The sequence below is a fragment of the Priestia sp. FSL P4-0332 genome, from assembly GCF_038005845.1.
Classification (GTDB): Bacteria; Bacillota; Bacilli; order Bacillales; family Bacillaceae_H; genus Priestia.
Map to the genome: position 1 here is coordinate 4,661,837 of NZ_JBBOUA010000001.1, position 26,263 is coordinate 4,688,099.

A 26,263-nucleotide genomic window follows, 5' to 3' on the forward strand; every position below is an offset into this window, starting at 1 on the left:
TTTCCGCCTTCTGCCGAACGCCACTGACAATCTTACTTAGCTGTTTTAGCTGCTTCGATTGCTGCTTCGTAGTTCGGATGCTCAGTTACTTCTGGTAAGTACTCAACATACGTTACGTTGTCATTTGAGTCTACCACAAAGATCGAACGAGCTAATAAGCGTAATTCTTGAATAGCTACACCATATGCTTCTCCGAAAGATAAGTCGCGGTGGTCAGATAAAGTTTGAACATTATCAATGCCATTAGCACCACACCAGCGCTTTTGAGCAAACGGTAAATCTACGCTTACTGTTAATACTTTTACGTTATCTAATTTAGCTGCTTCTTCGTTGAAGCGGCGAGTTTGCGCATCACAAACTCCAGTATCAATAGAAGGAACTACACTGATTAGGCGAACAGAACCCTTTGTACTGTCAAGCGTTACTTCTGATAAATCATTTGCTAAAACGGTAAAGTTTGGAGCCTTGTCTCCAACCTTCACTTGATTTCCTAATAATGTTACATCGTTACCTTTAAATTTAGTCACGAATAATTCCTCCTTTAAATAAGTATGTACACTGTTCATATTAGCTTGTCTGTCTCTATATTGCAATTAAATGACATACAAAACATGGCACTCCAAGCTAGAAAACAAACCAAACAAAATAAGCTTTGCTTGCTTCTTTTACTATTCAAAGAAGCAAGCAAAGCTTTATTTTATACCTACAAATTAAAATCGTTTGCACTATCATGCTGCTGATTTTGTTGATTATGATGATCCTGCTGATGATTGTTTCGTTTAAACATTTGCTGCACGCGTTCAATTGCTTGAGGGGCTGTATCTAAAATCTTTTCATATAAATGTGTACTTTCGTTAAGGTGAAGCATTTTAATTCCGCTTCCACTCACAATTAAAAAGGCAATTGGCGTAATTGATACACCGCCACCGCTACCTCCGCCAAATGGATGACCTGATTCTTGCTGATGCTGTCCAGGAGAAGATGATGCATGCCCTTCTACTCCAAACTCGCTTCCGCCCGCTGCAAAACCAAAACCGACTTTTGAGACAGTTAAAATAACACTTCCATCAGGTGTTTCTACAGGATCCCCAATGATTGTATTAACATCAATCATTTCCTTTAAATTTTCCATAGCTGTCGACATTAAACTTTTAATTGGATGTTCTGCCATTAAGATAACCTCCTTATGTTTTCACAGAGTGTGTCTTGTTCTTATTTGACGACTTCCATCTTTTGCGACGCTTTTTGGACGTATGCCGCCAGTATCTCAAGGTCCGTAAACCTACTAGAATAGCTTGACCAACTCGAAAAGAAATTATGCACTCAAATACCGTTTCTGACCAAAGATGTTGAAATACAGGAGTAACGCTCATTACAGGCATATCTTTTAGTTTCATATAACGGCTGATTATACCAACTATGCCCCCCTTTGCAGACCATACAGCCCCGGTAAGTACGCCTGTTAACGCAGCGTCACCTAAGCCGAAACGGCTGTGCCATCTAATATCACTTACCGTCACTTTCTGTAAGAAACGACGAAAAATTTTATGAAAACCGACTACCTGTTCAAGGAATTGCTTCGCATTTTCTAACATGCTTAGCCCGTCTTCTACAGAATAATCACTCCATGAATTCTCGTCTTCTTTTCCTTGATCACCCATTCCTTTCTTCTTTTCAACAAGCAAACGAGGAGAATCTTTTTTCACTTTCACTACCGGAATTTCATATGTATAGCGAATAAGACCAAACCAAGCCCTGAGTCTCACTCTGTAATAATCGTTATCTCGGACATGGTGAAGATCTACAAACAGCGTGATTTTTGTCCATACAATAAGTACAATAACAATTAAAAGTGCTAGCAATATCCATAAAAGCCATAGCACATCCTTCACTCCTTCTTAGCTTCACATTATCTCCAAAACACAGAATATTAAACCTTATGGAAACAATACAAAGAGGTTGAGATATGATATAACGAAATGAATCCAATCTCAAGACGAACAAATGGGATACATGAGCTGAACCGCTTGTGACACCGCAGTTGATTGGAGGGGAAGGCGAAGTCTTGCACGGAAATCAACTGATAGAAGAATCTAAACAAATGAAACCTGCGTTTACCATAACAAAAAAAACGAACCACTAATCAAAAGTCTTGATCAGTGGTTCGTTTTTCACTTCGTCTAAAATCCTTTTATTCCAGCCCCTTTTTATTATCTGCTGATTGTACCTTCGTGTATGACGGTTGTATCTGCGTAGTAATCGTGTGCTCCTTGCTTCTTAGGTAAAAACGCCACTAATAAATAGCCTAGTAAAAAAACCGTTTTAGAAATATAACGTCCAACTCCTTCACGAAACAGCACAACAGGCCAAGTTAACGTGGAGTCTTTCAGCGATACTACTTTAAGCCCAAACACCATCTTTCCAAGCGTTTGTCCAAAATACTTGGTCATTAAAACAAAATAACCATAAAAGATAATAACCGTTACAATCGTATAGGGAGAAAAAAATCCATCTCCTCGAGAAATACCTGCTAAATGGAAAATGGGCTTGATCAGCAGGGAGTTCAAGCTAGCTACCACAGCTAGATCTAAAAGATATGCCCAAAAGCGCATCCAAAAGCCTGCATAATGGAATTCACTACCTATTGGCGTACTTACCGCTGGCTCATGTTTTATATTGTCGTTTGATTCGGTTGAATGAGACTGATTTTCCATGTTCCCACCTCTATTCTGCATATAAATACATCAGACGCGGAGAGCTTGGCTGCGCAAATGTTTTTAACATTGCAGTGACTTGTTCATCTCCACCTATTACTTTTTGCATGCTCATTGAAAGCCAAGAAGGCAGTCCGAATCCTTGATTGTATTGAATTACTTGTGCACCTTTTAACTTATAATCTTTCTCCATTCCTGTTACCGCATCTTCAAAATAGCCTAGTTGATCGACCAGCTTCAGCTCTTTAGCCTGACGTCCATCGTACACTCGTCCATCTGCGATAGAGCGCACTTTTTCTTTAGACAAGTGACGTCCCTCAGAGATAACATTGACGAAACCATCGTACGAGTTGTCTACAAGTGTTTGCATAATTTCTTTTTCTTCTCCGGTCATTTCTCTTGTTGGAGACATAATATCTTTATGAGCCCCGCTTTTGATAACAACAGATTCTACTCCTAGTTTATCAGCCAGCTTGCCGTAGTTAACGCTTTGCATAATTACACCTAGTGAACCTGTTAAAGTATCCGGAATTGCATAGATTTTATTAGCAGCTGTTGAAATGTAATAGCCTCCTGAAGCAGCCATTGATCCCATTGAAATATACACTGGCTTTTTCGTTTCTTTCTTCAGCTCTTCAATTTTTTTATGTATTTCAGCACTTTCAACGACGCCGCCGCCCGGTGAATTCACCTTGATAATGACTCCTTTAACTGCCTTATCATTTTTTGCAGCCTCTAGCTGCTTTAAAAATGCTTGGTGGTTATAACCATTTTGGGACATAAGCGGAGAGGAACCACTTCCTGTATCTTGAATCGTTCCATTGACCTCTAGCACTGCAATTTTCTTAGCTGCATTCCCTTTTTCGATAACTGTTTCTGATAGTTCACTGTCGTCTCCTCCAAATATGCCTGCCAGACCGTCATCTTTTTCTTCTTTGACTGAAAAACCAATATTAACAATCGCAGAAAAAATGAATAAGCAGGCCGCAATTAAAAGAGCAATCCACCTTTTTTTGTTCATGAAAATCCTCCTTTTTAGGTGTCAGAATTAAAAGATTATTCTTTTAATTCCTAAAGCAATAATGCTATAATTATTGTAACAAACTTTTTTTAAAAAGTTTACTTTATCGCTAATATTTTACATATCAGACAAACAAGGGGGAACTATCTATGCCAAATCGTCGTAACGTTTATTTCTTTCATCCAAAAAACCAGGAAACAAAGGCGCTCGTAAGTCCACTTATTGAACTTGCAAAACAATATGACTTTCAAGTAGTAGACCATTTCGACAGCGCTAACATCATTGTAAGTATTGGCGGTGACGGAGCTTTCTTGCAGGCTGTCCGTCAATCTGGCTTTCGAGATGACTGCTTATATGCTGGTGTCACAACTTCAGATCAACTAAGCTTTTACTGCGATTTTCATATCGATGAAACGGATAAAATGATTGAAGCTATTACGACAGAAAATATAGAAGTACGTCGATTTCCCGTTTTACAAACTCAAATTGATCAAGGAACTTCTTTTTATTGCTTAAATGAATGTTCGATTCGATCAGGAGTTATAAAAACACTCAGTCTAGATGTTTTTATTAACGAAAATCACTTTGAAACATTCCGTGGGGATGGGATGATTATTTCAACACCAACAGGCAGTACGGCTTATAATAAATCGGTAAGTGGAGCCGTAGTTGATCCGTTAATTCCTTGTATGCAAGTCAGCGAATTGGCATCGTTAAATAATAATAACTATCGTACATTAGGATCTTCATTCATCCTAAGCGCTGAGCATACGCTCACTTTAAAACTATCCAATGACAACAACCACAGTCCAATTATTGGAATAGATAACGAAGCATTAAATGCACGTCAAGTTGATCAAGTTCAAATTCGTTTAAGCGACCGTCAAATTAAAACGGTTAAGCTGAAAGATAACTCTTTCTGGCAACGAGTTAAGCGTACATTTCTATAATAAAAAGCGCCTTTGGGCGCTTTTTATTTTTGATATACAATTTCTCCATTAATAGCAGTCATCTGCACCTGTACTCCTGGAATATCATCTGCAGGTATCTCAAACAGATCTCTTTCTAATATGGTAAAATCAGCTACATAGTCCTTTTGAATATATCCTTTTTTATGCTCTTGATGAATGGCCTGTGCGCTTCCTAATGTAAACAGCCGAACAGCTTCAAATACAGAGAGTCGCTCAGAAGGTATGTAAACGACCGAGCTGTTCGGAGAAGTTTTTCTAGAAACTGCTGCATGAATCGTTAACATGGGATTGATAGGTTCAATAGGCGCATCCGATCCGCCTGCACACATTACGCCCTCGTCCAATAACGTTTTCCACGCATAGCAATAGTCCAAATGCTCTTCTCCAATTTTTTCAATAACCCATGGAAAATCACTGGCTAAAAACCGAGGCTGGATATCCAGCACAACCGGGAGCTTTTTTACACGATGAACTAAATCTTTTCGTAGAATTTGCGCATGAATAATACGATCTCTTTGCCCTGCTTGAGGAGGATATTGTTCGATGCTTTCTACTACATATTGAAACGCTAAATCACCAATTGCATGAATTGCAACCGTCATGCCCAATTCTCTTGCTTTTCTCACTAGCTGTTTTAATTCATCTAGTGATTGAATAGCTACACCTCTTGTAGAAGGGTCGCTTTTGTATGGAAAGCTTAAAAGAGCAGATTGACTGCCGAGAGAACCATCAGCAAAAATCTTCATTGGTCCTATTTCAATAAAAGCGGATGTGTCTTTCTTTTCTTCAACGTATGTATACATATCATCTACAGCTTCATGATGAACAAGTAAATGAGCACGAAACAGCTGCTTTTCTTTATGAATAACGTCTTGAAATGCTTGATATGCACGTAAAAAGCCTCCATAATAATTTAAATCTTCCGTATGTCCACCCGTCAATCCGTGCTGAACACAATCTTTAATGGCTACTGAAAGAGCTTGTCGAATGTATGCTTCTGATACTTGAGGAATATGAGCCGTTACTAATTCTTGCGCTTGATCAGCCAAAAAACCGGTAGGATTTCCCGCTTCATCCCTCTGGATAATACCTCCTTCCGGGTCGCGTGTTTCAGCTGTAATCCCGGCTATTTTAAGAGCAGTCCCGTTTACTACTAATCCGTGACGACAGACTCGCTTCAACATAATAGGATGTTCTGTTGAAAGTTGATCAAGATCTTGATACTGAATCAAAGAGGAATCTTCCCACTGATTTTCATCCCAACCTTCTCCAATTAACCATTCTCCTTTTGGTGTACTCTCTACTTTTTGCCGAACGCGCATCAGCACGTCTTCCCTAGAAGTAGCTTGAGACAAATCAAGCCTAAGGAGCTTTTCACCGTGACCAATTAAGTGAAGATGGCTATCTACAAAGCCCGGATACATTGAATATCCTTTGAGGTGTACTTCTTTGTTAATCTCAGCACCCCATTTGATTCTTAGATCTTCTTCTGCGCCTATATCTTCAATGAATCCTTTTTCAACATATACGCTTTCTACATGCTCACCTTCTTTTAGCATCGTATATATTTTGCCGCCGTAAAATAAAGTCCCCATCGCCAACATCTCCTTTACTTTATAAAGCTTGATCTTGTCTCTATTATACGTGACAAAACAAACAAGACAAAAGAGTGAGGTTTCCCCCACTCTTTTTAGCCATCATTATTTAGTTAATATGACTTATTTACCACCAAGTTGTTGCTCAGCCATTTGAACTAAGCGTTTAGTGATTTCTCCACCAACAGATCCGTTAGCGCGAGCTGTTGCTTCTGGTCCAAGATTTACACCGAATTCAGAAGCGATTTCGTATTTCATTTGGTCGATAGCAGCTGCTGAACCAGGAGCTACTAATTTGTTTGTGTTTGCCATGTGTTTTCACCTCCTTGTTGAATATAGATTGTGTCAAAACACATGGCATCATACATTATTTTTTTGGTAATTTTATGAAATTTACCTTTTAAAACAAATCTTCTACGCTGTCTGCGGTATTTGTAGACGAAGAAGCTGTCATCTCAAGCGTTTCTACATTATTTACCGCTTCTTGAATTAATGTTTCAAAATCATAAAATTGTTCGTATCGATTTATTTTTTCACGCTTTGGCTTCGTTTTTGGTGAGCTTGGCGTAAAAATTGTACAGCAGTCTTCATACGGTCGATTCGAAATTTCATGTGTATCAATTTTGCGGGCAATTTCAACAATCTCCGTTTTATCCATTGTTACAAGCGGACGCAAAATTGGCGTATTAGTCACTTCATTAATCGCATACATGCTCTCAACCGTTTGACTAGCTACTTGCCCTAAGCTGTCGCCAGTTACGATAGCTAACGATTCATTTTTTTCACGAATAAGGTCCGTAATTCGAAGCATCATACGGCGTGTAGAGGTCATGGTATAATTCTCTGGAATTTGCTTTTGAATCGCTTGCTGTACAGCTGTAAACGGTACAATATGAAGCTTTACTTTTTCGTGATAAGCCGTTAATTTTTGCGTTAAATCGATGACTTTTTGCTTAGAACGTTCACTTGTAAAAGGCGGACTGTAAAAATGAACCGCCTCTATTTCTAAACCGCGCTTCATGGCTAAGTATCCTGCAACCGGGCTGTCAATTCCTCCAGAAAGCATCAGCATCGCTTTTCCACTCGTACCAACTGGAAGACCTCCTGCTCCGCGATAATCAAAACATGTAATATACGTTGCTTCACTTCTCACTTCTACTCGTACATTTACGCTTGGTTCTTTTACGTTTACCTTTAGATGCTCTGTATTTCGTAGAATATGACTTCCTACTGCATAATTTAATTCGTTTGTATCAAGAGGAAATTGTTTATACGCTCTCCGAGTAGATACTTTGAATGTTTTTCCTTCTATATCAAATTCTTTCATTGCTTCTAACGCTGCTTCTTGAATCGCTTCAAGCTCATTTTCAACTTTTAATGCTAAACTAAAGCTCTGAATACCAAAGATTTGCTGAAGACGTTCGATGATAGGCTCGTGATTTTCACCGTTTAAGTGAATATACATGCGGTCTCTTGTGTATTTTACGTGAATATTTTGGAATGCACTAAGAGCCGTTACGATATTTTTTCTTAGCTGGGCAACAAATTTTTTTCTATTTTGTCCTTTGGTTGAGATTTCTCCGTACCGAATTAAAATATGGTTATATATCATAATCATTTACCTCATTACTTTCTTTAGATCTTCAATTACTGTGAAAATAGCATTTACAATGGGCGTTACTTCATTATAATCATTTAAGCCTGACAAGCTTAATCGAATGGATTGATCGGCTTCTTCGTAATTTTTACCGATAGCTAAAAGCGTTTTGCTTGGCTTTTTTCGCTTTGATGAGCAAGCAGATGTAGTGGATACAAACACTCCTTTTTCTTCAAGAGCGTGAACAAAAACCTCACCTTTAATACCTTGTGCTGTAAAATTTATAATATGAGGTGCCGAATGCTCATTCGGCGTATTAATCGTGATTCTTTCGTGAGCAGAAAGTTTGTCCATCAGTTCTGCTTTTATTTTCCGCATTTTTTGCTGATTTTGAGCAGCATGTTCAAGTGTTAAACGGAGTGCTTTAGCAAATGCTACGATTCCCGGCACATTTTCCGTGCCTGATCGATGCTGCATTTCCTGAGAGCCTCCGCTAAGCAGCGGATGAAGCTGAACTCCATTTCGTTTATATAAAATTCCCGTCCCTTTTAAGCCGTGAATTTTGTGTCCTGATAATGTGCATAAATCAATTTTATGATCCGCTAAAGAAAGCGGAACTTTTCCAATCCCCTGCACATGATCGACGTGAAAAAGCACCTTGGAATAGTTCGTCAGCATCTGTCCAATTTCTTCAATTGGCTGAATGGTGCCAATCTCATTATTTACATGCATAACAGATACTAAAATGGTTTCATCCGTAATAGCTGATTCAATAGCCGCAGGTGATACAAAACCACTGGAATCTACCGGAACATACGTAACGTTAAATCCTAGGGATTCTAACTGCTTGAATGGTTCATGAACAGAATCATGTTCAATATTTGTCGTAATGATATGCTGACCTCGGCTTTTATATTGCATCGCTACGCCTTTAATAGCCAAATTATTCCCTTCCGTTCCTCCAGATGTAAAGATAATTTCATTTGACGATACGTGCAGCAATTCTGCTACTTGCTCACGCGAACGGCTCAACAAATTCTCCGCCTGTACGCCAAATTGATGGAGGGAGGATGGATTGCCATAATAAGTTGTAGCTACTTTGGTAAAAGATTGTATGACTTCATTATAGGGTTTTGTTGTAGCGCTATTATCTAAATAAATCAAGGATGCGCGCCCCCTTCTTCATTTTTTCGGAACAACGTATTATCATAACATACCTTGATACTTTTTTAAATTAGGTTTTGCCTTAGTAATCATAACAAGGATAGACGATCTTTTCAAAGCTATTTGCCACTTTATAAGCAAGGTCTCCCCTTGCTTATCCTAACAGTTGCTGCCGTAATTATAGACTATACCATTAGCATTGAAAGAGATACGAGATAGTATGCAAAGAAAAGCATCATAAAAAAGCTCGTGTCCTTTGGACACGAGCTTTTTAACTCTGTGAAGATACAATACGCTGTATACGATCCAGCGCACCAGGATCTACTTGCTCAATAGCTGCAGATGCCTGTTTTAATGCTTCTTTGTATTCATAATGACGAAATGCTTCTTCTGCTTCTTCTAAAGACTGTGCAATTGAGTGATGAGTACTTCTATAACGGTTACCGTATTGAATCACTCTTTCAACGAGTCGCGCTTCTTCTAACATTGCCTCTGTTTCATCAAATGTATCCTGAACAAAACCAACAGCATCTTCAAGTAAAGATTGAACAGCTTGAATATTAAGCGGTTTTTCTTTCAGCTTAGCGGTTACTTCATTTAAGATATGAACCGTTTTTTCAAGCTGCACTTTATATTCTTCAGGAACACCAGGAAGGTTGCTTTTTTGAATAAGGCGTCGTGCTTCAATCAACTGAGATTTCAGTTCTTCTATTTTGTCCTTAGCTGAGAGCTCATCTTTGCGAAGAGCTTGTAGCATATCGCTATAGGATTCCTGAGATTCTTTTAATTGGTTAAGCTGTTTGGAAACGTCTTCGAGTTCTTCTTGGATCACACTGTAGGCTAAATTGTGCTCCGCCACCTTGTCCGAAATATTATAGTACAAGTTAGTCAATCGTTTTAGTTCGCGGTCCATTTTATAATATACGTCTAAATCGCGCTCTTTAAAATGATAGCTTTGCTGTACAAATAGCGTTTCTTCACGAAGTTCACGGTTTCGTTCTTGAAGCATACGAAGGAAGTTAGATACCGTATGAGATTCACGGTTCATTTTATGATAGGAGAAAACCTCATGCTCAAGTGAGTCATATAACTGCTCTAAGCGTTCGTTCACATCATCTAGTTTTGTAATCGCTTCTTCCACATATAATTCTTCAATATCTGCAATAATTTCAGCAGTTTCTTGTTTTAAAAGCTCTACCGTTTCTTCTACTTGCAGATGATCTAACACATAGCCCTGCTCACTCATTTCGCGGAACCCGTCAAGCAGTTCATTGAACTGAACAGGAAGAGTGGTCTGACACTCAACTAACACTTTTGGAATTTGTTCTAAATACGAATCAATAGCTGTTAAATCAGTTTTTAATTGAAGAACAATCTCACGTGCTTGAAGATAATTTCCGTTAATCGTCTCTTCCTCGTATTTTTTAAACTGCTCTTTAGATGTATTAATTGCGTATTCTAACGTTTTTTCAGCATGTCCATAGGAATACCGATGTGCGAGCAATTTTTTCTTCACATGGCGGTGAAGCTGATTTAATTCCTCAATATCATATCGATTATCTTGTTCGCTACCAATTAAATTTTGAAGTTCAGTAAGTATGTTTTCAATATCTATCTTGGTTTGTTCTAAGGCTTGATCAATATGTATAGATAACTGCTTCGCTTTTTTAAATCGGTATTTATCCGCTGCTTCTTCCGTTTCAAACAGTTCTTTATCAACTTCCGGGAGATTAGTTGATATAATTTCATCCCACTGCTCACGCCAACGTTCAAATAGCTCTTCAGTTTGACCTGTCATGTTCAATTCTTTTACTTTTGAAATTTCCTCTGCAACTGGCGTATTTGCTAATTCGACTTTGATCGTTTCCAGGCGATCAATTTCTTGATAAATCTTTTTACGTGAAAACATTCCGTACACAACTAATCCGATAATAAGTATGATTAGTGCTATAATGAATTCCATACTAAGCCCCCTTACAGTGCGTTCTACATGACAAGTTTCTTATTTATAAAAAGGGTGAATTTAATCCTTTAAATTTTTTTGCGTCAATGTTTTTATGATACCATGTAAAGTCCAACTTTTGAGCAAAAAATTAAATTTTTTTATACAAAATATTGGCATGGAGTCACTTTGTGTCGTTACAATGGAAAAAGAAGAAAAAAGGAGGCATTTTTTATGAAAGTTGACAAACATATTCATACTCCATTTTGCCCACACGGTTCACCTGATTCATTGCAACAATATGTTGAACAGGCGATTTCCCTGAACTTTGGGGAGATTTCGTTTACAGAGCATGCTCCATTACCAAAAAGCTTCAGTGATCCGACGCCTGATCGCGACAGCGGAATGGATCCTGACAAACTTGATCGCTACATTCAAAACGTACAGCAAGTTAAAAAAGAATTTGAGCGCGATATTCGTATTAATATCGGATTGGAAGTTGACTTTATTGAAGGATTTGAACACGAAACAACAGATTTCTTAAACGAATATGGTCCTTATCTCGATGACAGCATACTTTCTGTCCACTTCTTAAAACATGAAGAAGGATATGACTGCCTAGATTTTAGCGCTGACGTATTTGCACATATTGTACAGAAGTTTGGCAGCGTAAGCAAAGTATATGATAAGTATTACAACACGGTATTACGCTCTGTACAGGCCAATTTAGGCGTTTATAAGCCTAAGCGCATTGGTCATATGACACTCGTACATAAATTTCAAACTCGCTTTCCATATGAAGACACACTTTCCCCTATTATTTTATCAATACTCGATGAAATAAAAATGAAAGATCTGGCTTTGGATTATAATGGTGCAGGGTTGTTTAAGCCTTTGTGCAAGGAAGCGTATCCAGCTCCCTTTGTTGTAAAAGCAGCCCAACAGAAAAAAATCCCTCTCGTATATGGGTCAGACGCCCACTGTGCGAAGGATTTAGGCCAAGGCTATGGAGAGCTCCATTTAGGATAATTGAACGCGCAGTTTGTTTGTCCGTTCATATGGCAAACATACCGTTGTGTGCACCCATTGCTCAAGCTCAATCGCATATTGCTGAACAAAATACGGTTCGTGAGGCAATATATGAAGAACTTCACTTAGGTACTGAGGATGAAGATAAGGCATAGACAGCATGCCCTTAAGCTCAATGATTGTAAAGGAAACGTGCAGCTTTCGAAATTCCTTTTCTTTCATCCCTCTTTCAAGGATTGTTTTTAAGTAGTATTTTTCTTTGGTTAAATACGTAGTCATAACTTCTCGAATTAAAATCGTGTCAAGAGAGATTTCTCTATATACGAGCCGGGCAATATGCCTATTTTCGTGCTGGTAATGTAAGATAGCTCGAATCATCACGATCATACTTTCTGTTGAAGACAGCTTTTTCATTTCTTGGAATGCTTGCTCCAGTACCCCAATATAACCTTCAAAATAAGAAATCACTAAACTTTCAAGCAATCCTTCTTTGCTATGAAAATAATATGAAATATTCGCTACGTTCACTTTCGCTTTTCCTGCAATCTCGCGCACCGACGTACCATCAAAACCTTTTACGTTAAAAAGAGAAACAGCCGCATCAATAATTTTCTCTTTCGTTTTTGACTGTACAGCCATCTATCTACACCTCATTTCGATTTATTTTTACAAAACACATATGATTGCAAAATTGTGTAGAAATCGTTACAGTATTTAAAAAGGATTTTAGTAGCCTCTCTACATAATTCGTGATAGGCTTTTTAGTTCCTGTAATCTTTTATCGACAAAGTAGCGTTAAAACTGACGTTTCCTGATAAAAACTCATTAAATCTTATGTTGAATGGAGGAGAATACATTGTTTAATGTCGAAAACTACAGCGGCTCAAAACAAAAGGATTATGAATTGGTAATTAAGCAATTACGCGCCTTATCAGAAGGAGAAAGCAATACAATTGCTAATCTAGCAAATGCTTCAGCTTTACTAAATCAATTTTTAAATGAAGTAAACTGGGTAGGCTTTTATTTAATGGAAGACGGCGAGTTAGTACTCGGCCCTTTTCAGGGGCTGCCGGCTTGTGTTCGCATTCCACTTGGAAAAGGCGTATGCGGTACAGCAGCTCAAAATCAAAGAACAGAGCGAATTGAAGATGTTCATGCATTCCCTGGCCACATTGCATGTGATGCTGCTTCTCAATCTGAAATCGTTGTACCGATGGTGAAAGATGGTAAACTTTTAGGTGTTCTTGATATTGACAGTCCAATCAAAAATCGCTTTGATGAGATCGATCAACAGTATCTTGAAGAATTCGTCAAAGAACTCACTTCCTTTCTTTGAATATGAATAAGCAAAAAAACCGCTGCAAATCAGCGGTTTTTGCTTATTAAACAAACGTTTGATTAGCCCATCACCACCGTTTTCTTATGTTCTTTCTTCTTCTTTCATACTTCAAAAGAATATATCCTTTCTTTTACATTCTTTTAATCTTCAATCTTCCTTGACTTTATACGAGGAAACACCTATAATACTCGTTGTGTGAAATATTGCAGCTTATACAATCTTCTTTATGTTTTTTCATTTTGTTCCTCATTAAAAGATTGTTTTACAGAAGTAGCAATTCTTTTAACAAGATGGTGTATCGTGTAACTCTCTGCTGCTAGAGCGATGGTACATGAAAACAAAATGAGCATATCGCTAGAATGTGTCTGTTTTTGTTTTGCATAAAATAAAAACACAAACAAGGAGGAGTCATCATGGCTCGTTATACAGGTCCAAGTTGGAAAATCTCTCGTCGCTTAGGTCTTTCTCTAAGTGGTACAGGTAAAGAATTAGAAAAACGCCCTTACGCTCCAGGTCCACACGGCCCAGGTCAACGTAAGAAAATTTCTGAGTACGGTTTACAATTACAAGAAAAGCAAAAATTACGCCACATGTATGGTGTAACTGAGCGTCAATTCCGTAACTTATTCGTTGCTGCTGGTAAATTAACTGGTAAGCACGGTGAGAACTTCATGATTCTTTTAGAAGCTCGTCTTGATAACTTAGTATACCGTATGGGTCTTGCACGCACTCGTCGTCAAGCTCGTCAATTAGTTAACCACGGTCACGTTTTAGTTGACGGTAAACGCGTTGACATCCCATCTTACCGTGTACAACCTGGTCAAGTGATCGGTGTTCGCGAAAAATCTCGCAACCTTTCAATCGTGAAAGAAGCGCTTGAAGTTAACAACTTCGTACCAGACTACTTAACAGTAGACGCTGAGAAATTAGAAGGTACATTCACTCGCTTACCAGAGCGTTCTGAATTATCTGCTGAAATCAACGAAGCACTAATCGTAGAGTTCTACTCTCGTTAATAGTAAAAAGCCGTTCCTTATGGAGCGGCTTTTTTGCTGTCTATATATAAAAAAAGGCCTTTCGGCCTTTTTTTTATGCGTATTGAATAAGGGTATATTTTTTCTTGCCTCGACGAATCACTGTGAATTGACCTTCAATACGGTCTTCTGCACCTACTGTTTTTTGTAAATCTTGTTCACGCTCACCGTTTAAGTAAATCGCACCGTTTGAAATATCTTCACGTGCTTGACGTTTAGAAGGAGAAATTTTACTTTCTACAAGTAAATCAATTAAACCAATATCTTCACCTGTATGCGTGTAAGAAGGAACATCCTTGAATCCTTGCTTAATTTCTTCTGCTGTTAACTCTGAAATACTTCCGCTAAATAAAGCTTGCGAAATACGAATTGCTTGCTCAAGAGCTTCTTCACCGTGTACAAGCGTAGTCATCGCTGCCGCTAGTGCTTTTTGTGCTTCGCGTTTTTCAGGAGCTTCTTTTGCAGAAGCTGCTAATTCATTAATTTCTTCGTGTGATAAGAATGTAAAGTATTTTAAATATTTTATAACATCACGATCATCTGTATTAATCCAGAATTGGTAGAATTCATACGGACTTGTTTTTTCAGGGTCTAACCAAATTGCTCCGCCTTCTGTTTTACCGAACTTCGTCCCGTCCGCTTTTGTTACAAGCGGAACTGTTAATCCAAATGCTTTTGCATCTTCTTCTGATTTACGAATTAATTCTAAGCCAGCCGTAATATTTCCCCATTGGTCGCTGCCGCCAATTTGAAGCTTACAGTTATATGTTTGGTATAAATTCAAGAAATCGTATGACTGTAAAATCATGTAGCTAAATTCCGTAAATGAAATGCCTGATTCGATACGAGATTGAACAGAATCCTTTGCCATCATATAGTTAATACCAAAGTTTTTACCGATATCTCGTAGGAATGTAATAACATCTAATGAGCCAATCCAGTCATAGTTATTTGCAATAACTGCTGCATTTTCACCTTCTTCGAAATCTAAGAAGCGTGAAAGCTGACCTTTAATACGCTCACTAAACATGGCAACCGTTTCTTTTTCATTTAACGTACGCTCTGCTTTTTTACCGCTTGGATCTCCAATAAGACCCGTACCTCCACCAACTAATGCAATTGGTTGGTGTCCAGCTTGTTGAAAGCGACGTAAAATTAAAACAGGAAGCATGTGGCCGATGTGAAGGCTGTCGGCTGTCGGATCGAATCCGCAGTACAAACGAACAGACTCTTTACTCAAAAGTTCACTTAAACCTTTTTCATCCGTTTGTTGGTTAATGAGCCCTCGAAACTCAAGATCTTGTAAAATATCCATGTTATATATTCTCTCCTTTATCTAATTGCTCGTTACAATTTGTTGAACAACATAAAAAACGCCCCTTCTTAAAAAAGAAGGGACGAAAATATCGCGGTACCACCCTATTTGGAAATAAATTATTTCCCACTTAAATGATGTAACGGTCTACCCGTCTTTTGCTACTGTAAGTTCACAAAAGATGCTCAAGGACGTATTTCATATTTGTCTATGTACTGATTTTCAGCAACCATCAGCTCTCTTAAACAGGGAGACAAGTATTACTTCTTCCTATCACTGCAGTTTATTTTATTTAAAAGTTTACACCCCACAATTATGAATGATTTCATTTTAAAATTCAAGTCCAAAAAAAAGTTCAAACAGCTGGCTGTTTGAACTTTATAAAAATCACTTATTTTCCCTACAAAGATTGAAACATTTACTCCTTAGTCTTCCATCGTTGACAAATCGCCCGTTGGCAAATCTAATTCCCACGCTTTTAAAACGCGACGCATAATTTTACCACTTCGTGTTTTAGGTAGCTTATCTTTAAACTCGATTTCACGCGGGGCTGCATGAGCAGCTAACCCTTTTTTCACAAATTGACGAATATCTTCAATCAGTTCATCTGAAGATTCATACCCATCTCTAAGTGCGATAAATGCTTTAATAATTTCCCCGCGCACAGGGTCAGGCTTACCAATAACACCCGCTTCTGCTACAGCAGGGTGTTCAACAAGCTTGCTTTCTACTTCAAATGGACCCACGCGTTCTCCTGCCGTCATAATAACATCATCGATTCGGCCTTGGAACCAAAAATAACCGTCTTCATCCATATACGCCGAATCACCTGATACGTACCAATCACCTGGCATAAAATATGACTCATACTTTTCTTTGTTGTTCCAAATCGTATGCATCATAGATGGCCAGCCTTTTTTAATTGCTAAGTTACCCATTCGATAAGGTGGAAGCTCTTGTCCTTGATCGTCAACGATTGCTGCTTGTACACCTGGAATTGGTTTCCCCATAGATCCTGGCTTAATTTTCATAGACGGATAATTACAAATCGTCTGACCGCCAGTTTCAGTCATCCACCACGTATCATGAATACGTTTTTGGAACACCTTCATTCCCCAGCGTACCACTTCAGGATTTAACGGTTCTCCCACACTTAATACATGTCTGAGATTGCTTAAATCATAGCGTTTAACTAAGTCATCACCAGCACCCATTAGCATTCGAAAAGCTGTAGGTGCACTGTACCAAACCGTTACGCCAAAATCTTCAAGTGCTTGATACCATGCATCTGGACTAAATCGTCCTCCTACAATCACATTGGTTGCTCCAGCAAGCCAAGGACCAAAAATCCCATAAGAAGTCCCCGTTACCCAACCGGGATCTGCTGTACACCAATACACATCGTCATCTTTTAAGTCGAGTACCCACTTTGCAGTTTGATAGTGCTGAAGCATTGCGTTGTGAACATGAAGTACGCCTTTTGGTTTGCCAGTTGAACCTGATGTATAATGAAGCAGCATACCATCTGTTCTATCTACCCACTCAATTTCCACCTCTTTATTCGCCGCTTCTAATCGCTTCAGAAAATCTAGTTGAATGCCTTCTTCTTCTACATTTTCCCCTACAAGGAGAATGTGTTTTAAAGCTGGCAAATCTTTCACCGGAACGCGGCTCAGCAATTCAGGCGTTGTAATTAACACTTTTGCATCACTGTCTTGCAAACGATCTTTTACTGCACCTTCCATGAACGCTTCAAATAAAGGCCCAACAATAGCGCCAAGCTTTACCGCGCCTAACAACGCAAAATAAAGTTCCGGAGAGCGAGGCATAAAGATAAACACGCGATCTCCTTTTTCTACGTCTGTTTGTTTTAGCACGTTTGCGGCTTTGTTTGACCATTCTTTCATTTCTTTGAATGTATATTTCTCATTGCGCTGCGCATCTCGATAATAAAGCGCAACTTTATTTTTACGCGTAGAGTTTGCGTGCTTATCAATTGCTTCATAAGCTGCATTTAGTTTACCTGTTTCATGCCATGAAAATTCCTTCTCCACTTGTGACCAGTCAAAGGTTTGATACGTTTTATCATAGTCCTGTAAGTTGTATACCCCTTCAATTACAGGAAGCGCTTCCACCTTCATCACAAACTCCCCCTTATGTATAAAATTTACAAACCTATTATATAACAAAAATAGACTTTTCACAATTTTATAAAAATTATTTGTCGGAATTGGGATAATAGTCTCCCTTGTTATATGACAACCTTTGTTATACAAGTGTCGAATTAACAAGAATCTCTTTTAATTTTCTATTCTATATATTTTAAAAAACTCCTTTTCTTTTATTTAATTTTTTGAAAACGCTTTAATATAAAGTTTTTTTTGTATTATAATACAGATAAGACTGCTTGAAGGTGGTGATTCATGTGAAACATTCCCAAACATACAATATGAAAGAACTAAAAACCGCTGTCGGAGCAATTGTTATTGAAGGACCTGTCTCCTCCAAGACCTTGCAACAACTTGATTTTCATGAGCAACTAACGGCCTTTCGTCCACCTGAACAGCAAAAAGAAGCATTGATCGAGATTGCCAACTTGCCTGAAGGTAGAATCATTATTGCTCGCCATCATCATACAATCATTGGTTATGTAACCTTTTTATATCCCGATCCTCTAGAACGATGGTCGGAAGGAAATATGGAGAATTTAATCGAATTAGGAGCTATAGAGGTAGCCGCTCCATTTCGCAGCTACGCTGTTGGTAAAAACTTGCTTATCGTATCTATGATGGATGATGCAATGGAAGATTATATTGTCATTACGACAGAATACTACTGGCATTGGGATTTAAAAGGAACAGGGCTAAATGTGTGGGATTACCGCAAAATTATGGAGAAAATGATGAATAAAGGCGGACTGACGTGGTTTGCCACAGATGATCCGGAGATTAGCTCCCACCCTGCTAATTGTTTGATGGTAAGAATCGGGAGCAGAGTACCTCAAGAAAGCATACAAGAATTTGATAGCCTGCGCTTTCGAAATCGCTTTATGTATTAAGCTGACCTTTAAGAAAAGGAGCTGTGTCTGATGATTGTTGAAGAGATGATGAAAACTGATCTCGTTACCTTAACCCCCGACCATACGATTGCTGAAGCTATGAAACTTTTAGATACACATAAGATTAGACATATTCCTATCGTTAATGACCTTCATCACGTAGTTGGCATCATTTCTGATCGAGACGTAAGAGATGCAAGTCCATCTATTTTAGATAATACTTATACATCTGCTCTTCTATCCGAACCCGTGCGGATGATTATGCAAAAAGAAGTCATTACAGCTCACCCTCTTGATTTTGTTGAAGAAATTGCAAGTATTTTTTATGAACATCAAATCGGTTGTATTCCCGTCACAAAAAACAAGCGGTTAGTAGGCGTTGTTACCGAAAGAGATCTATTACATACGTTTATTCAGCTTACCGGCACCAATAAGCCAGGTTCACAAATTGAAATAAAAGTAGAAAATAAGGCTGGCGTGCTCGCTGAAGTTACATCCCTTTTTGGTTCAAAGAAAACAAACATCTTAAGCGTACTCGTCTACCCTGATGTAGATGAACGATATAAAATCCTTGTGCTTCGCATTCAAGCTATTAATCCATTGATTAGTATAAATACATTAAAAGAAAACGGCTATGAGGTGTTGTGGCCTAAATTACCGGAGATGACGTAATGACTAGTAATGCTGTATTTATTTATTCAGATGATATTCTTTCGTACAAATTCAGCAATAATCATCCGTTTAACCAGCTTCGTGTTCAACTAACATATGAACTGTTACGGGAATTTGGCGCTTTAGGCAATCAAGATATTGTATTACCGCGGATGGCATCTGATGAAGAACTTCAGCTTGTCCATGATACTAGCTATATTCAAGCGGTAAAATTAGCAGGAAGCGGCGAGCTTTCTGTTGAAAAAGCAGCAGATTTTGGTCTTGGAACAGAAGATACACCTATGTTTCCCAACATGCATGAAGCTAGTGCATTTTTAGTTGGGGGTACACTTACTGCTGTAGATTATGTGATGACTGGAAAAGCTAAGCATGCTCTAAATTTAGGAGGAGGATTGCACCACGGCTTTCGAGGAAAAGCTTCCGGCTTCTGTATTTATAACGATAGCGCGGTAGCCATCAAATATATGCAGCAAAAGTACAACGCGCGTGTTCTCTATGTCGATACAGATGCTCACCACGGTGACGGGGTGCAATGGACATTTTATGACGACCCTTCCGTTTGTACTCTTTCCATTCATGAAACGGGACGCTACTTGTTTCCAGGCACGGGAAACGTTAACGAACGCGGGCACGGTGAAGGCTATGGTTATTCATTTAATGTGCCTGTTGATGCTTATACGGAAGATGAGTCTTGGCTCGACGTTTATAAGACCTCTTTAAAAGAAGTAGCTGCTTTTTTTAAACCAGATGTTATCTTGACACAAAATGGAGCCGATTCTCATTATTACGATCCGCTCACTCATTTATGCGGCACCACGAAAATATACCGTGAGATTCCTAAAATTGCTCATGAAATTGCCCATGAATACTGTCAGGGAAGATGGATTGCGGTTGGCGGAGGAGGTTATGATATTTGGCGGGTTGTTCCTCGGGCTTGGTCATTCATTTGGCTTGAAATGATTGAACGAAAGGCAGAAGGCATGCTTCCTCTGTCATGGCTTGAAAAATGGACAAAAGTATCGCCTCACCCCGTTTGCACAAAGTGGGATGATGAACCTAATATCTATCAGCCAATTCCAAGAAAACCAGAAATAACAGAAAAAAACGCTCAAACTCTTGAGCGCGCTCTTTATCCTATTCGTTCTCATACATCTCATTCTTAAAAAAGGCTATACAAGTGTATGGCCTTTTTCACTGTGCTTCGGGATCTGAAATAATAATTTCGACGCGCCTATTTTTTTGTAGATTGCCATTAGACGTGTTCGGAACAAGCGGCTTTGTATCTCCGTATCCAAGTGCTTCAAAGCGGTTAGCAGAAAGAGAAAAATGGTTCGTTAAATAACGTATGACGCCGCTAGCACGCGCTGCCGATAGTTCCCAATTAGATGGATAACGATAGGTGTGAATGGGTCGATTGTCGGTATGACCTTCTACTTTAATATCATTTGGAATAGTACTGAATAACCTTCCTAATTCATCCAGAAAAGGGGTACCTTTTTTCAAAATGTCGGCTTGTCCTGTTTCAAACAGCACCTGTTCTTGTAAAATAAGCACAACCCCGCGTTCATCTCGCTTAGCAGTAATGACATTCTGAAGCTTATTTTCCTTCAGGTAGTCCTGCACTTTCGCTAAAATGCTATCCAGCTTTTGAGACTGCTGGCTCTTTTCTACAGAAGCTAATGATCCACCGCTTGTAAGCGAATTGACAACGGTCTGAAACTTTTGATTATCCACGCTAGACATTGAAAATAGTAAAATAAAAAAAACTAATATTAACGTCACCAAATCAGCAAATGTTACCATCCATTTTGGCGACTGTGCCGAATACCTTTTTCTTCTACGCTTCACGAACGTGTTCTCTCTTTTCTTCCAGCTTTCGTTTTTCAACAGGGGCAAATACTTTTAGCTTTGCTTGCACAAAGCGAGAATTTTGACCCGCCTGCAAGCCGATGACACCTTCAATAATCACTTCTTTAACAAAAAGCTCATGCTCCGTTTTACCAGCTAATTTAGCTGCGATTGGCTGAAAAAACAAGTTTGAAAGCAGCGCCCCGTAGAAAGTCGTTAAAAGAGCAATTGCCATGTTAGGCCCAAGCGATGAAGGGGTATTAAGGCTTTTAAGCATTAGCACTAGCCCAACGAGCGTCCCAATCATTCCCCAAGCGGGGGCATAATCGCCTGCTTTTTCAAACATACTTCGACCTCTCGCATGTCTTTCTTCCAATGCAGCTATTTCAGCTTCAAGCAGCTCTCGAATCATTTCCGGTTCTACTCCATCAATGGCTAGCAAAATACCTTTTTTCACAAATAAATCATCGATTTGTTCAAGCTCTGCTTCTAACGATAGAAGTCCTTCTCGACGCGCTTTTTCCGATAAATGTACAAATGTTCCTACAATTTCTTCTACGTTTATTTCTTTAGATTGAAACGCTTGTTTCCCTACTTTTCCCATATTTTTCAATTGTTTTAAAGGAAAACTCACGCACAGCGTACCAAAAACGCCTCCCAGTACAATTAAAATCGATGGTACATCAATAAAAGCTAAAAAACCGCTCATTCCTCCACTTGAAATAACCCCAAACACAACCATAGAGATACCAATTAGTATCCCTATAGGTGTGAGCATATCAATTTTTTTCATATTCTATCTCCCCGTGTCTGAACTTTGGATTCGTTCTTATTCATTCACAGGTATTATTTTGTTGATTGTCTGAACTCGATGCGGTGAGGAAGCTGTACAATGCTGCTGTCTACCGTTTCTTTGTTCATGTATTTTGTTAAGAGACGCATCGCTACTGCACCAATATCATACATTGGCTGTACAACAGATGTTAACTGAGGACGAACCATTGTTGAAAGTCTTGTGTTATCAAAACCGATAACTTCTAGATCGTTTGGTACATTCAACCCACGATCTTGTGCCCCGTGAATAACGCCTAATGCCATTTCATCCGTTCCAACGAAAATAGCAGTTGGCTTTTCATCTTCTTCTAATAGTTTTTCAACCGCTTCAATACCTGAATCGTACGTGTAGTCTCCTTCTACAATATAAGAATCACGTACAGGCAATCCGCTTTCAGTAAGAGCACGCTTGTACCCTTTTACTTTTTTCGCATGATTGATTGGTTCTTCTAACGTACCTGAAACGAATGCAATATTTTTATGACCGCTGTCAATTAGTGATTGCACTGCATCAAAAGCTGCTTGTTCATAATCAATAGTTACAGATGGGATTTGGTTAGTTGATTCGATTGATGCTGCAAGTACAACTGGAACCGGTGATTTTTTTAGCTCTTCTACGTGTTCTTCCGTTACATTCCCACTCATGAAGATGATTCCGTCTACTTGTTTACCAAGCATGTTATTTAAAAGGTGAAGTTCTTTATCTTGATTTTGATCGGAGTTACTTAAGATGATATTATATTTGTACATCGTTGCAATATCTTCGATTCCACGCGCTAATTCTGCATAGAAAATATTTGAAATATCAGGAATGATAACTCCTACTGTCGTTGTTTTTTTACTTGCTAATCCACGCGCTACTGCGTTCGGACGATAGCCTAGTCTTTCAATTGTTTCTAATACTTTTTTTCTAGTTGATGGTTTTACATTTGGATTTCCGTTTACCACACGAGAAACCGTTGCCATCGACACGCTTGCTTCCCTTGCTACATCATAAATTGTTACGTTCACAACAAACACTCCTTATCGAAAAACATTTCGTTTATTTTATCCTTATTTCATTTCTTGTATTTACGTATATAAATCCATCTTCCTTTATAGAATGGCTATTTCTAGCTCCTTCACTCTTACATACAGCTTAGATACCCTGTATGCATCTAAATCATTCCTGTTATGCCCTTATTATTACGTGGCAAAGACAATTTTACCAGTTTATATGTAACAATGTAAAAGACGGTGTATATTAAGTAAATAAAAAAAGTGAATCGCGAATTTATATCATATGCAATCACAGAATGATAGCGAATATCTGTAACTACTATACGATACTATGTGCTTCATCGCAACGTATTTACCGCCTTTTTCCGACAAGTTTCACGAGAATTTCATAAATTCTTGTTTTTTGGATTTGCACTTATTCTTTCCTATTTTGACAAAAGTTATCGACTGTTTTCAAAATACGTGATAATTTCGCTTATCTTTATTATAACGAAAGGCAAACAAGCTTGAAACCATTAAGTGCCTCAAACTTGTCATAAAAGTATACGAATTTTTCATTTTTACGTTTTTTTATAAATTTAAGTTACATATAGGTTTTAGCTGCTTCATAAATTCTGTAAATTGCGGGATATCCATTTGCTGAGCTGAATCAGAAAGTGCTACCGCAGGATCTGGATGAACTTCTGCCATAATTCCATCTGCCCCAATGGCAAGAGCTGCTTTAGCCGTTGGAACAAGTAAATCTCGTCTTCCCGTTGAATGCGTGACGTCGACTAAAACAGGTAAATGAGTTTCTTGTTTTAAAATGGGAACAGCTGAAATATCCAGCGTATTTCGCGTTGCTCGCTCATACGTACGAATTCCTCGTTCACACAAAATCAGCTGATCATTTCCTTTTGAAACAATGTATTCAGCAGCATTAATAAACTCATCAATCGTAGCGGCTAAGCCTCGCTTTAATAAGACAGGCTTCTTCACCGCACCCGCTTCTTTTAACAGCTCAAAATTTTGCATATTACGAGCACCAATTTGAATCACATCTACGTATTCTACAGCTGTTTCAATATCAGCCGGGTCGACAATTTCACTAATAACGGCTAAATCGTATTCGTCAGCTACTCTTTTTAAAATTTGCAATCCTTCTAAGCCAAGGCCTTGAAAATCATAAGGAGATGTTCTTGGCTTGTAGGCTCCGCCTCTAAGCATCCGCACGCCCTGCTGCTTTACGGCTTTTGCTACGGCTGCTACTTGCTCATAGCTTTCAACGGAACAAGGTCCTGCTACAAAACGCTGAAGTCCGTCACCAATTGTTTGTCCTTTTACCGTAACAATTGTATTTTCCCGCTTCTTTTTACGGGATACAAGAAGTGCTTTACGATGATCATCTTCTTGAAGCTCTAAATGAGCTTTAAAAATCTCTTTGAAAATATGTTGAAGCGTAGACGTTTGAAACGGTCCTTCATTCTTGCTTAAAATCGCATCAAGCATTGCTCGTTCACGAACGGGATCAAAACGTTTGGTTGACTGCATTCCTTTTAACTTTCCTATTTCTTGAACAAGCTCGCCTCGCTCATTAATAAGCTTTAACAGTTTCATATTTACTTCGTCAATTTGAGATCGCAAATGCTGAAGATCTGAATTCGTCATGTACGTCCACCCTTTCACTGATTTTAAAAAATCCGTTTAGCAGGGTTACTACATAAGATGATAGATGATGGAGGATATATGTAAGGGGCTTCTCTGCTTTTATGTGCTAAACTACATCTATTGTACGAAAAAGCGGATGAAACCGCAATCAGCTTATAAAAAAAAGAGGTTGAGGCATAGCTAAATCGCTCCAATCTAAAGGCGAACAAATGGGATAAACAATCTATTATGGATTGCGTGTCATACCGCTGTTGATTTCTGTGCAAGACTTCGCTTTTCGCGGGCGGCCGCTGAGCCTCCTCGTCGCTTACGCTCCTGTGGGGTCTCACCTGTTTCGCTTTTCCCGCAGGAGTCTTCGTCTTGCCCTCCAATCTACCGCTAGAAGCAGCTCCATACAGTAAACCTACGTTCACCCCGCCAATGAAAAAATCCGAACGATTAATGTTCGGATTTTTCTTTTACTAAAATACTTTTTCGATTAGTGAGCTACGTTTTTCGCTAATTCGTCTTCGTTAATGTTCCAGTGAGAAGCATGCCACTTTACTTTTCCATCTTCAAACAGAAGCGCTTGAGGTGATTCATGCTTCACTTCATACGTCTCAGCAATATAGTTAGATACATCACGTGAATCTTGGACATGAAGATAATAAGAAGGAATGTCTTCATGACTAGAAGCAAATGCTGAAAATGCCTCATAACCAGCTGCACTAATTGGACACGTTGTACTGTGTTTTAAAAATAAAAAGCGATTGTTTTCCTTTACAACTTGTTCGAACTCTTCAACTGTTGAAATTTTTTTCATTTTTTTCACCCTTTCTGTACTTACTCTTAAGTTTACATGGTTTGACCGTTTCCATACAAAAAGAGTGCTCAGCTTTATGTATGATGCTCATAAATTCATTTATAAGGTGGGGGGGTTTCCTGCAATGAAACGATTATTTACTTGTTGTTATCCAACCTAAATTACATACAAAAAAAGCGTTCACCCTGTAGGGTAAACGCTTTTGATTCTTTATTATGGTCGTGGCACTGTGCTTTCCACTTCATCTAGTGCTTTTTGAGCTTCTGTTAGCTTTTGCTGAACGTCTTCGTTGCTTTGAGACTCAACTTCATCAGCAAGCACTTCTAAGCTTGTTGGCGGTAATGCTTCGTGTTCAGGATCTACTTTACGGAAGTTTTTCACCTTGTCCACTACTTGTGAAGATTGCTCAGACAGTGTTTGTGATAGACCAGCCGTTTTTTCTTTAGCCGTTTGAGCAAACCCTTGTCCTTTTTCAACAGCGCTGTTTTTCGCTTGCTCTGTTTTTAAACGAACGTAAGCTGCCTGCTCATTTAAATCAGAACGGAACTCTTTACCTGATTTTGGAGCAAGTAGTAATGCCGTTGCAGCTCCTACAACTCCTCCAATCACTGTTCCTACTAAAAAGCCTTTATTTGAAGTGTTGTTTGGTTTATTTGGTTTGTTTGACATATGCGTCTCCTCC

Annotated in this window: 26 protein-coding genes and 1 other annotated feature; of the genes, 7 read left to right on the forward strand and 19 right to left on the reverse strand. The window is 38.7% G+C overall.

The features are described 5' to 3' along the window. Window positions 1–32 precede the first annotated feature (32 nt). The 5 genes from tpx to sppA all read right to left on the reverse strand — a co-directional run bounded on the left by tpx (window position 33) and on the right by sppA (window position 3,735). On the reverse strand, window positions 33–527 hold the full coding sequence (gene tpx, locus MKY06_RS24420) for a thiol peroxidase (protein WP_013059470.1): 495 nt from the start codon (window positions 525–527) through the stop codon (window positions 33–35). A 176-nt stretch (window positions 528–703) separates the two neighbouring features. Beyond that, entirely contained in the window at window positions 704–1,171 is a 468-nt protein-coding gene (gene ytfJ / locus MKY06_RS24425; RefSeq protein ID WP_029319990.1) for a GerW family sporulation protein, read from the reverse strand. A 13-nt stretch (window positions 1,172–1,184) separates the two neighbouring features. Then, a complete protein-coding gene (locus tag MKY06_RS24430; RefSeq protein WP_013059472.1) occupies window positions 1,185–1,883 on the reverse strand; it encodes a DUF2953 domain-containing protein in 699 nt (232 codons plus the stop codon). Between the two features lie 327 nt (window positions 1,884–2,210). Further along, on the reverse strand, window positions 2,211–2,714 hold the full coding sequence (locus tag MKY06_RS24435; protein WP_013059473.1) for an RDD family protein: 504 nt from the start codon (window positions 2,712–2,714) through the stop codon (window positions 2,211–2,213). A 10-nt stretch (window positions 2,715–2,724) separates the two neighbouring features. After that, window positions 2,725–3,735 (reverse strand): signal peptide peptidase SppA, encoded by a 1,011-nt coding sequence (gene sppA, locus MKY06_RS24440; protein WP_013059474.1) that lies wholly within the window; start codon window positions 3,733–3,735, stop codon window positions 2,725–2,727. Window positions 3,736–3,884: 149 nt separating this feature from the next. Here sppA and MKY06_RS24445 point away from each other — a divergent pair, with 149 nt between their 5' ends. Further along, window positions 3,885–4,685 (forward strand): NAD kinase, encoded by an 801-nt coding sequence (locus MKY06_RS24445; protein ID WP_013059475.1) that lies wholly within the window; start codon window positions 3,885–3,887, stop codon window positions 4,683–4,685. 23 nt (window positions 4,686–4,708) lie between these two features. Here MKY06_RS24445 and MKY06_RS24450 read toward each other — a convergent pair whose 3' ends face one another. The 5 genes from MKY06_RS24450 to ezrA form a co-directional block, all read right to left on the reverse strand. Then, window positions 4,709–6,301 (reverse strand): amidohydrolase, encoded by a 1,593-nt coding sequence (locus MKY06_RS24450; protein ID WP_029319987.1) that lies wholly within the window; start codon window positions 6,299–6,301, stop codon window positions 4,709–4,711. A gap of 123 nt (window positions 6,302–6,424) precedes the next feature. Continuing rightward, a complete protein-coding gene (locus MKY06_RS24455; RefSeq protein WP_013059477.1) occupies window positions 6,425–6,613 on the reverse strand; it encodes an alpha/beta-type small acid-soluble spore protein in 189 nt (62 codons plus the stop codon). An 88-nt stretch (window positions 6,614–6,701) separates the two neighbouring features. Next, window positions 6,702–7,913 (reverse strand): tRNA uracil 4-sulfurtransferase ThiI, encoded by a 1,212-nt coding sequence (gene thiI, locus MKY06_RS24460; protein ID WP_029319984.1) that lies wholly within the window; start codon window positions 7,911–7,913, stop codon window positions 6,702–6,704. A gap of 6 nt (window positions 7,914–7,919) precedes the next feature. Then, the gene (locus MKY06_RS24465; RefSeq protein WP_029319982.1) at window positions 7,920–9,062 is read right to left on the reverse strand and encodes a cysteine desulfurase family protein; all 1,143 of its coding nucleotides are present in this window, start codon (window positions 9,060–9,062) and stop codon (window positions 7,920–7,922) included. Between the two features lie 271 nt (window positions 9,063–9,333). After that, complete coding sequence (gene ezrA / locus MKY06_RS24470; RefSeq protein ID WP_029319980.1) at window positions 9,334–11,025, reverse strand: septation ring formation regulator EzrA; 1,692 nt, start codon at window positions 11,023–11,025, stop codon at window positions 9,334–9,336. A gap of 213 nt (window positions 11,026–11,238) precedes the next feature. Here ezrA and hisJ point away from each other — a divergent pair, with 213 nt between their 5' ends. After that, window positions 11,239–12,033, forward strand: a complete 795-nt coding sequence (hisJ, locus tag MKY06_RS24475; protein ID WP_013059481.1) for a histidinol-phosphatase HisJ — start codon at window positions 11,239–11,241, stop codon at window positions 12,031–12,033. Here hisJ and refZ read toward each other — a convergent pair. Further along, complete coding sequence (gene refZ, locus MKY06_RS24480) at window positions 12,025–12,672, reverse strand: forespore capture DNA-binding protein RefZ (RefSeq protein ID WP_013059482.1); 648 nt, start codon at window positions 12,670–12,672, stop codon at window positions 12,025–12,027. The two genes, hisJ and refZ, sit on opposite strands and share 9 nt — an antisense overlap. Before the next feature lie 217 nt (window positions 12,673–12,889). Between refZ and MKY06_RS24485 the strand changes: the two genes are divergently transcribed. Both MKY06_RS24485 and rpsD read left to right on the forward strand, forming a co-directional pair. Next, window positions 12,890–13,369 carry a GAF domain-containing protein gene (locus MKY06_RS24485; protein WP_013059483.1) on the forward strand — a complete coding sequence of 160 codons (480 nt, stop codon included), beginning with the start codon at window positions 12,890–12,892 and terminating at the stop codon, window positions 13,367–13,369. 416 nt (window positions 13,370–13,785) lie between these two features. Then, complete coding sequence (gene rpsD, locus MKY06_RS24490) at window positions 13,786–14,388, forward strand: 30S ribosomal protein S4 (protein ID WP_013059485.1); 603 nt, start codon at window positions 13,786–13,788, stop codon at window positions 14,386–14,388. Window positions 14,389–14,461: 73 nt separating this feature from the next. On the opposite strand, the gene tyrS is transcribed toward rpsD, so the two are convergent. Both tyrS and acsA read right to left on the reverse strand, forming a co-directional pair. After that, complete coding sequence (gene tyrS / locus MKY06_RS24495; RefSeq protein ID WP_013085222.1) at window positions 14,462–15,721, reverse strand: tyrosine--tRNA ligase; 1,260 nt, start codon at window positions 15,719–15,721, stop codon at window positions 14,462–14,464. Window positions 15,722–15,796: 75 nt separating this feature from the next. Then, window positions 15,797–16,007, reverse strand: a binding site (T-box leader). 139 nt (window positions 16,008–16,146) lie between these two features. Continuing rightward, the gene (gene acsA / locus MKY06_RS24500) at window positions 16,147–17,862 is read right to left on the reverse strand and encodes an acetate--CoA ligase (RefSeq protein ID WP_098279035.1); all 1,716 of its coding nucleotides are present in this window, start codon (window positions 17,860–17,862) and stop codon (window positions 16,147–16,149) included. 284 nt (window positions 17,863–18,146) lie between these two features. Here acsA and MKY06_RS24505 point away from each other — a divergent pair, with 284 nt between their 5' ends. The 3 genes from MKY06_RS24505 to MKY06_RS24515 are packed head-to-tail and all read left to right on the forward strand — an operon-like array spanning window position 18,147 to window position 20,614. Then, complete coding sequence (locus tag MKY06_RS24505; RefSeq protein ID WP_013059488.1) at window positions 18,147–18,779, forward strand: hypothetical protein; 633 nt, start codon at window positions 18,147–18,149, stop codon at window positions 18,777–18,779. 30 nt (window positions 18,780–18,809) lie between these two features. Next, window positions 18,810–19,451, forward strand: coding sequence for an acetoin utilization AcuB family protein (locus tag MKY06_RS24510; RefSeq protein WP_013059489.1), 642 nt, complete (start codon window positions 18,810–18,812; stop codon window positions 19,449–19,451). After that, on the forward strand, window positions 19,451–20,614 hold the full coding sequence (locus tag MKY06_RS24515; protein WP_029319974.1) for an acetoin utilization protein AcuC: 1,164 nt from the start codon (window positions 19,451–19,453) through the stop codon (window positions 20,612–20,614). The genes MKY06_RS24510 and MKY06_RS24515 overlap by 1 nt, the downstream gene beginning before the upstream one ends. A 28-nt stretch (window positions 20,615–20,642) precedes the next feature. Here the strand turns inward: MKY06_RS24515 and motS are convergent, their stop codons facing one another. From motS to MKY06_RS24545, 6 genes are all read right to left on the reverse strand, one after another. After that, window positions 20,643–21,299, reverse strand: coding sequence for a flagellar motor protein MotS (motS, locus tag MKY06_RS24520; RefSeq protein ID WP_029319972.1), 657 nt, complete (start codon window positions 21,297–21,299; stop codon window positions 20,643–20,645). Next, window positions 21,289–22,092 (reverse strand): flagellar motor protein MotP, encoded by an 804-nt coding sequence (motP, locus tag MKY06_RS24525; protein WP_061859534.1) that lies wholly within the window; start codon window positions 22,090–22,092, stop codon window positions 21,289–21,291. Before motP ends, motS begins: the two co-directional genes overlap by 11 nt. Window positions 22,093–22,145: 53 nt before the next feature. Further along, window positions 22,146–23,144 carry a catabolite control protein A gene (gene ccpA / locus MKY06_RS24530; protein WP_013059493.1) on the reverse strand — a complete coding sequence of 333 codons (999 nt, stop codon included), beginning with the start codon at window positions 23,142–23,144 and terminating at the stop codon, window positions 22,146–22,148. Window positions 23,145–23,702: 558 nt separating this feature from the next. Next, complete coding sequence (locus tag MKY06_RS24535) at window positions 23,703–24,779, reverse strand: bifunctional 3-deoxy-7-phosphoheptulonate synthase/chorismate mutase (RefSeq protein WP_098399845.1); 1,077 nt, start codon at window positions 24,777–24,779, stop codon at window positions 23,703–23,705. Between the two features lie 478 nt (window positions 24,780–25,257). After that, window positions 25,258–25,581 (reverse strand): bacillithiol system redox-active protein YtxJ, encoded by a 324-nt coding sequence (gene ytxJ / locus MKY06_RS24540; RefSeq protein ID WP_098279034.1) that lies wholly within the window; start codon window positions 25,579–25,581, stop codon window positions 25,258–25,260. Window positions 25,582–25,794: 213 nt separating this feature from the next. Further along, window positions 25,795–26,250, reverse strand: coding sequence for a YtxH domain-containing protein (locus MKY06_RS24545; protein WP_013059496.1), 456 nt, complete (start codon window positions 26,248–26,250; stop codon window positions 25,795–25,797). Window positions 26,251–26,263 lie beyond the last annotated feature (13 nt).

Excerpts from the sequence above, each read along its gene's own strand:
- ytfJ (WP_029319990.1), bottom strand. The coding sequence starts at position 1,171 with ATGGCAGAACATCCAATTAAAAGTTTAATGTCGACAGCTATGGAAAAT.
- MKY06_RS24435 (WP_013059473.1), bottom strand. The coding sequence starts at position 2,714 with ATGGAAAATCAGTCTCATTCAACCGAATCAAACGACAATATAAAACAT.
- sppA (WP_013059474.1), bottom strand. The coding sequence starts at position 3,735 with ATGAACAAAAAAAGGTGGATTGCTCTTTTAATTGCGGCCTGCTTATTC.
- MKY06_RS24445 (WP_013059475.1), top strand. The coding sequence starts at position 3,885 with ATGCCAAATCGTCGTAACGTTTATTTCTTTCATCCAAAAAACCAGGAA.
- MKY06_RS24450 (WP_029319987.1), bottom strand. The coding sequence starts at position 6,301 with ATGGGGACTTTATTTTACGGCGGCAAAATATATACGATGCTAAAAGAA.
- MKY06_RS24455 (WP_013059477.1), bottom strand. The coding sequence starts at position 6,613 with ATGGCAAACACAAACAAATTAGTAGCTCCTGGTTCAGCAGCTGCTATC.
- thiI (WP_029319984.1), bottom strand. The coding sequence starts at position 7,913 with ATGATATATAACCATATTTTAATTCGGTACGGAGAAATCTCAACCAAA.
- ezrA (WP_029319980.1), bottom strand. The coding sequence starts at position 11,025 with ATGGAATTCATTATAGCACTAATCATACTTATTATCGGATTAGTTGTG.
- hisJ (WP_013059481.1), top strand. The coding sequence starts at position 11,239 with ATGAAAGTTGACAAACATATTCATACTCCATTTTGCCCACACGGTTCA.
- refZ (WP_013059482.1), bottom strand. The coding sequence starts at position 12,672 with ATGGCTGTACAGTCAAAAACGAAAGAGAAAATTATTGATGCGGCTGTT.
- rpsD (WP_013059485.1), top strand. The coding sequence starts at position 13,786 with ATGGCTCGTTATACAGGTCCAAGTTGGAAAATCTCTCGTCGCTTAGGT.
- tyrS (WP_013085222.1), bottom strand. The coding sequence starts at position 15,721 with ATGGATATTTTACAAGATCTTGAGTTTCGAGGGCTCATTAACCAACAA.
- acsA (WP_098279035.1), bottom strand. The coding sequence starts at position 17,862 with ATGAAGGTGGAAGCGCTTCCTGTAATTGAAGGGGTATACAACTTACAG.
- MKY06_RS24510 (WP_013059489.1), top strand. The coding sequence starts at position 18,810 with ATGATTGTTGAAGAGATGATGAAAACTGATCTCGTTACCTTAACCCCC.
- MKY06_RS24515 (WP_029319974.1), top strand. The coding sequence starts at position 19,451 with ATGACTAGTAATGCTGTATTTATTTATTCAGATGATATTCTTTCGTAC.
- motP (WP_061859534.1), bottom strand. The coding sequence starts at position 22,092 with ATGAAAAAAATTGATATGCTCACACCTATAGGGATACTAATTGGTATC.
- MKY06_RS24535 (WP_098399845.1), bottom strand. The coding sequence starts at position 24,779 with ATGACGAATTCAGATCTTCAGCATTTGCGATCTCAAATTGACGAAGTA.
- ytxJ (WP_098279034.1), bottom strand. The coding sequence starts at position 25,581 with ATGAAAAAAATTTCAACAGTTGAAGAGTTCGAACAAGTTGTAAAGGAA.
- MKY06_RS24545 (WP_013059496.1), bottom strand. The coding sequence starts at position 26,250 with ATGTCAAACAAACCAAATAAACCAAACAACACTTCAAATAAAGGCTTT.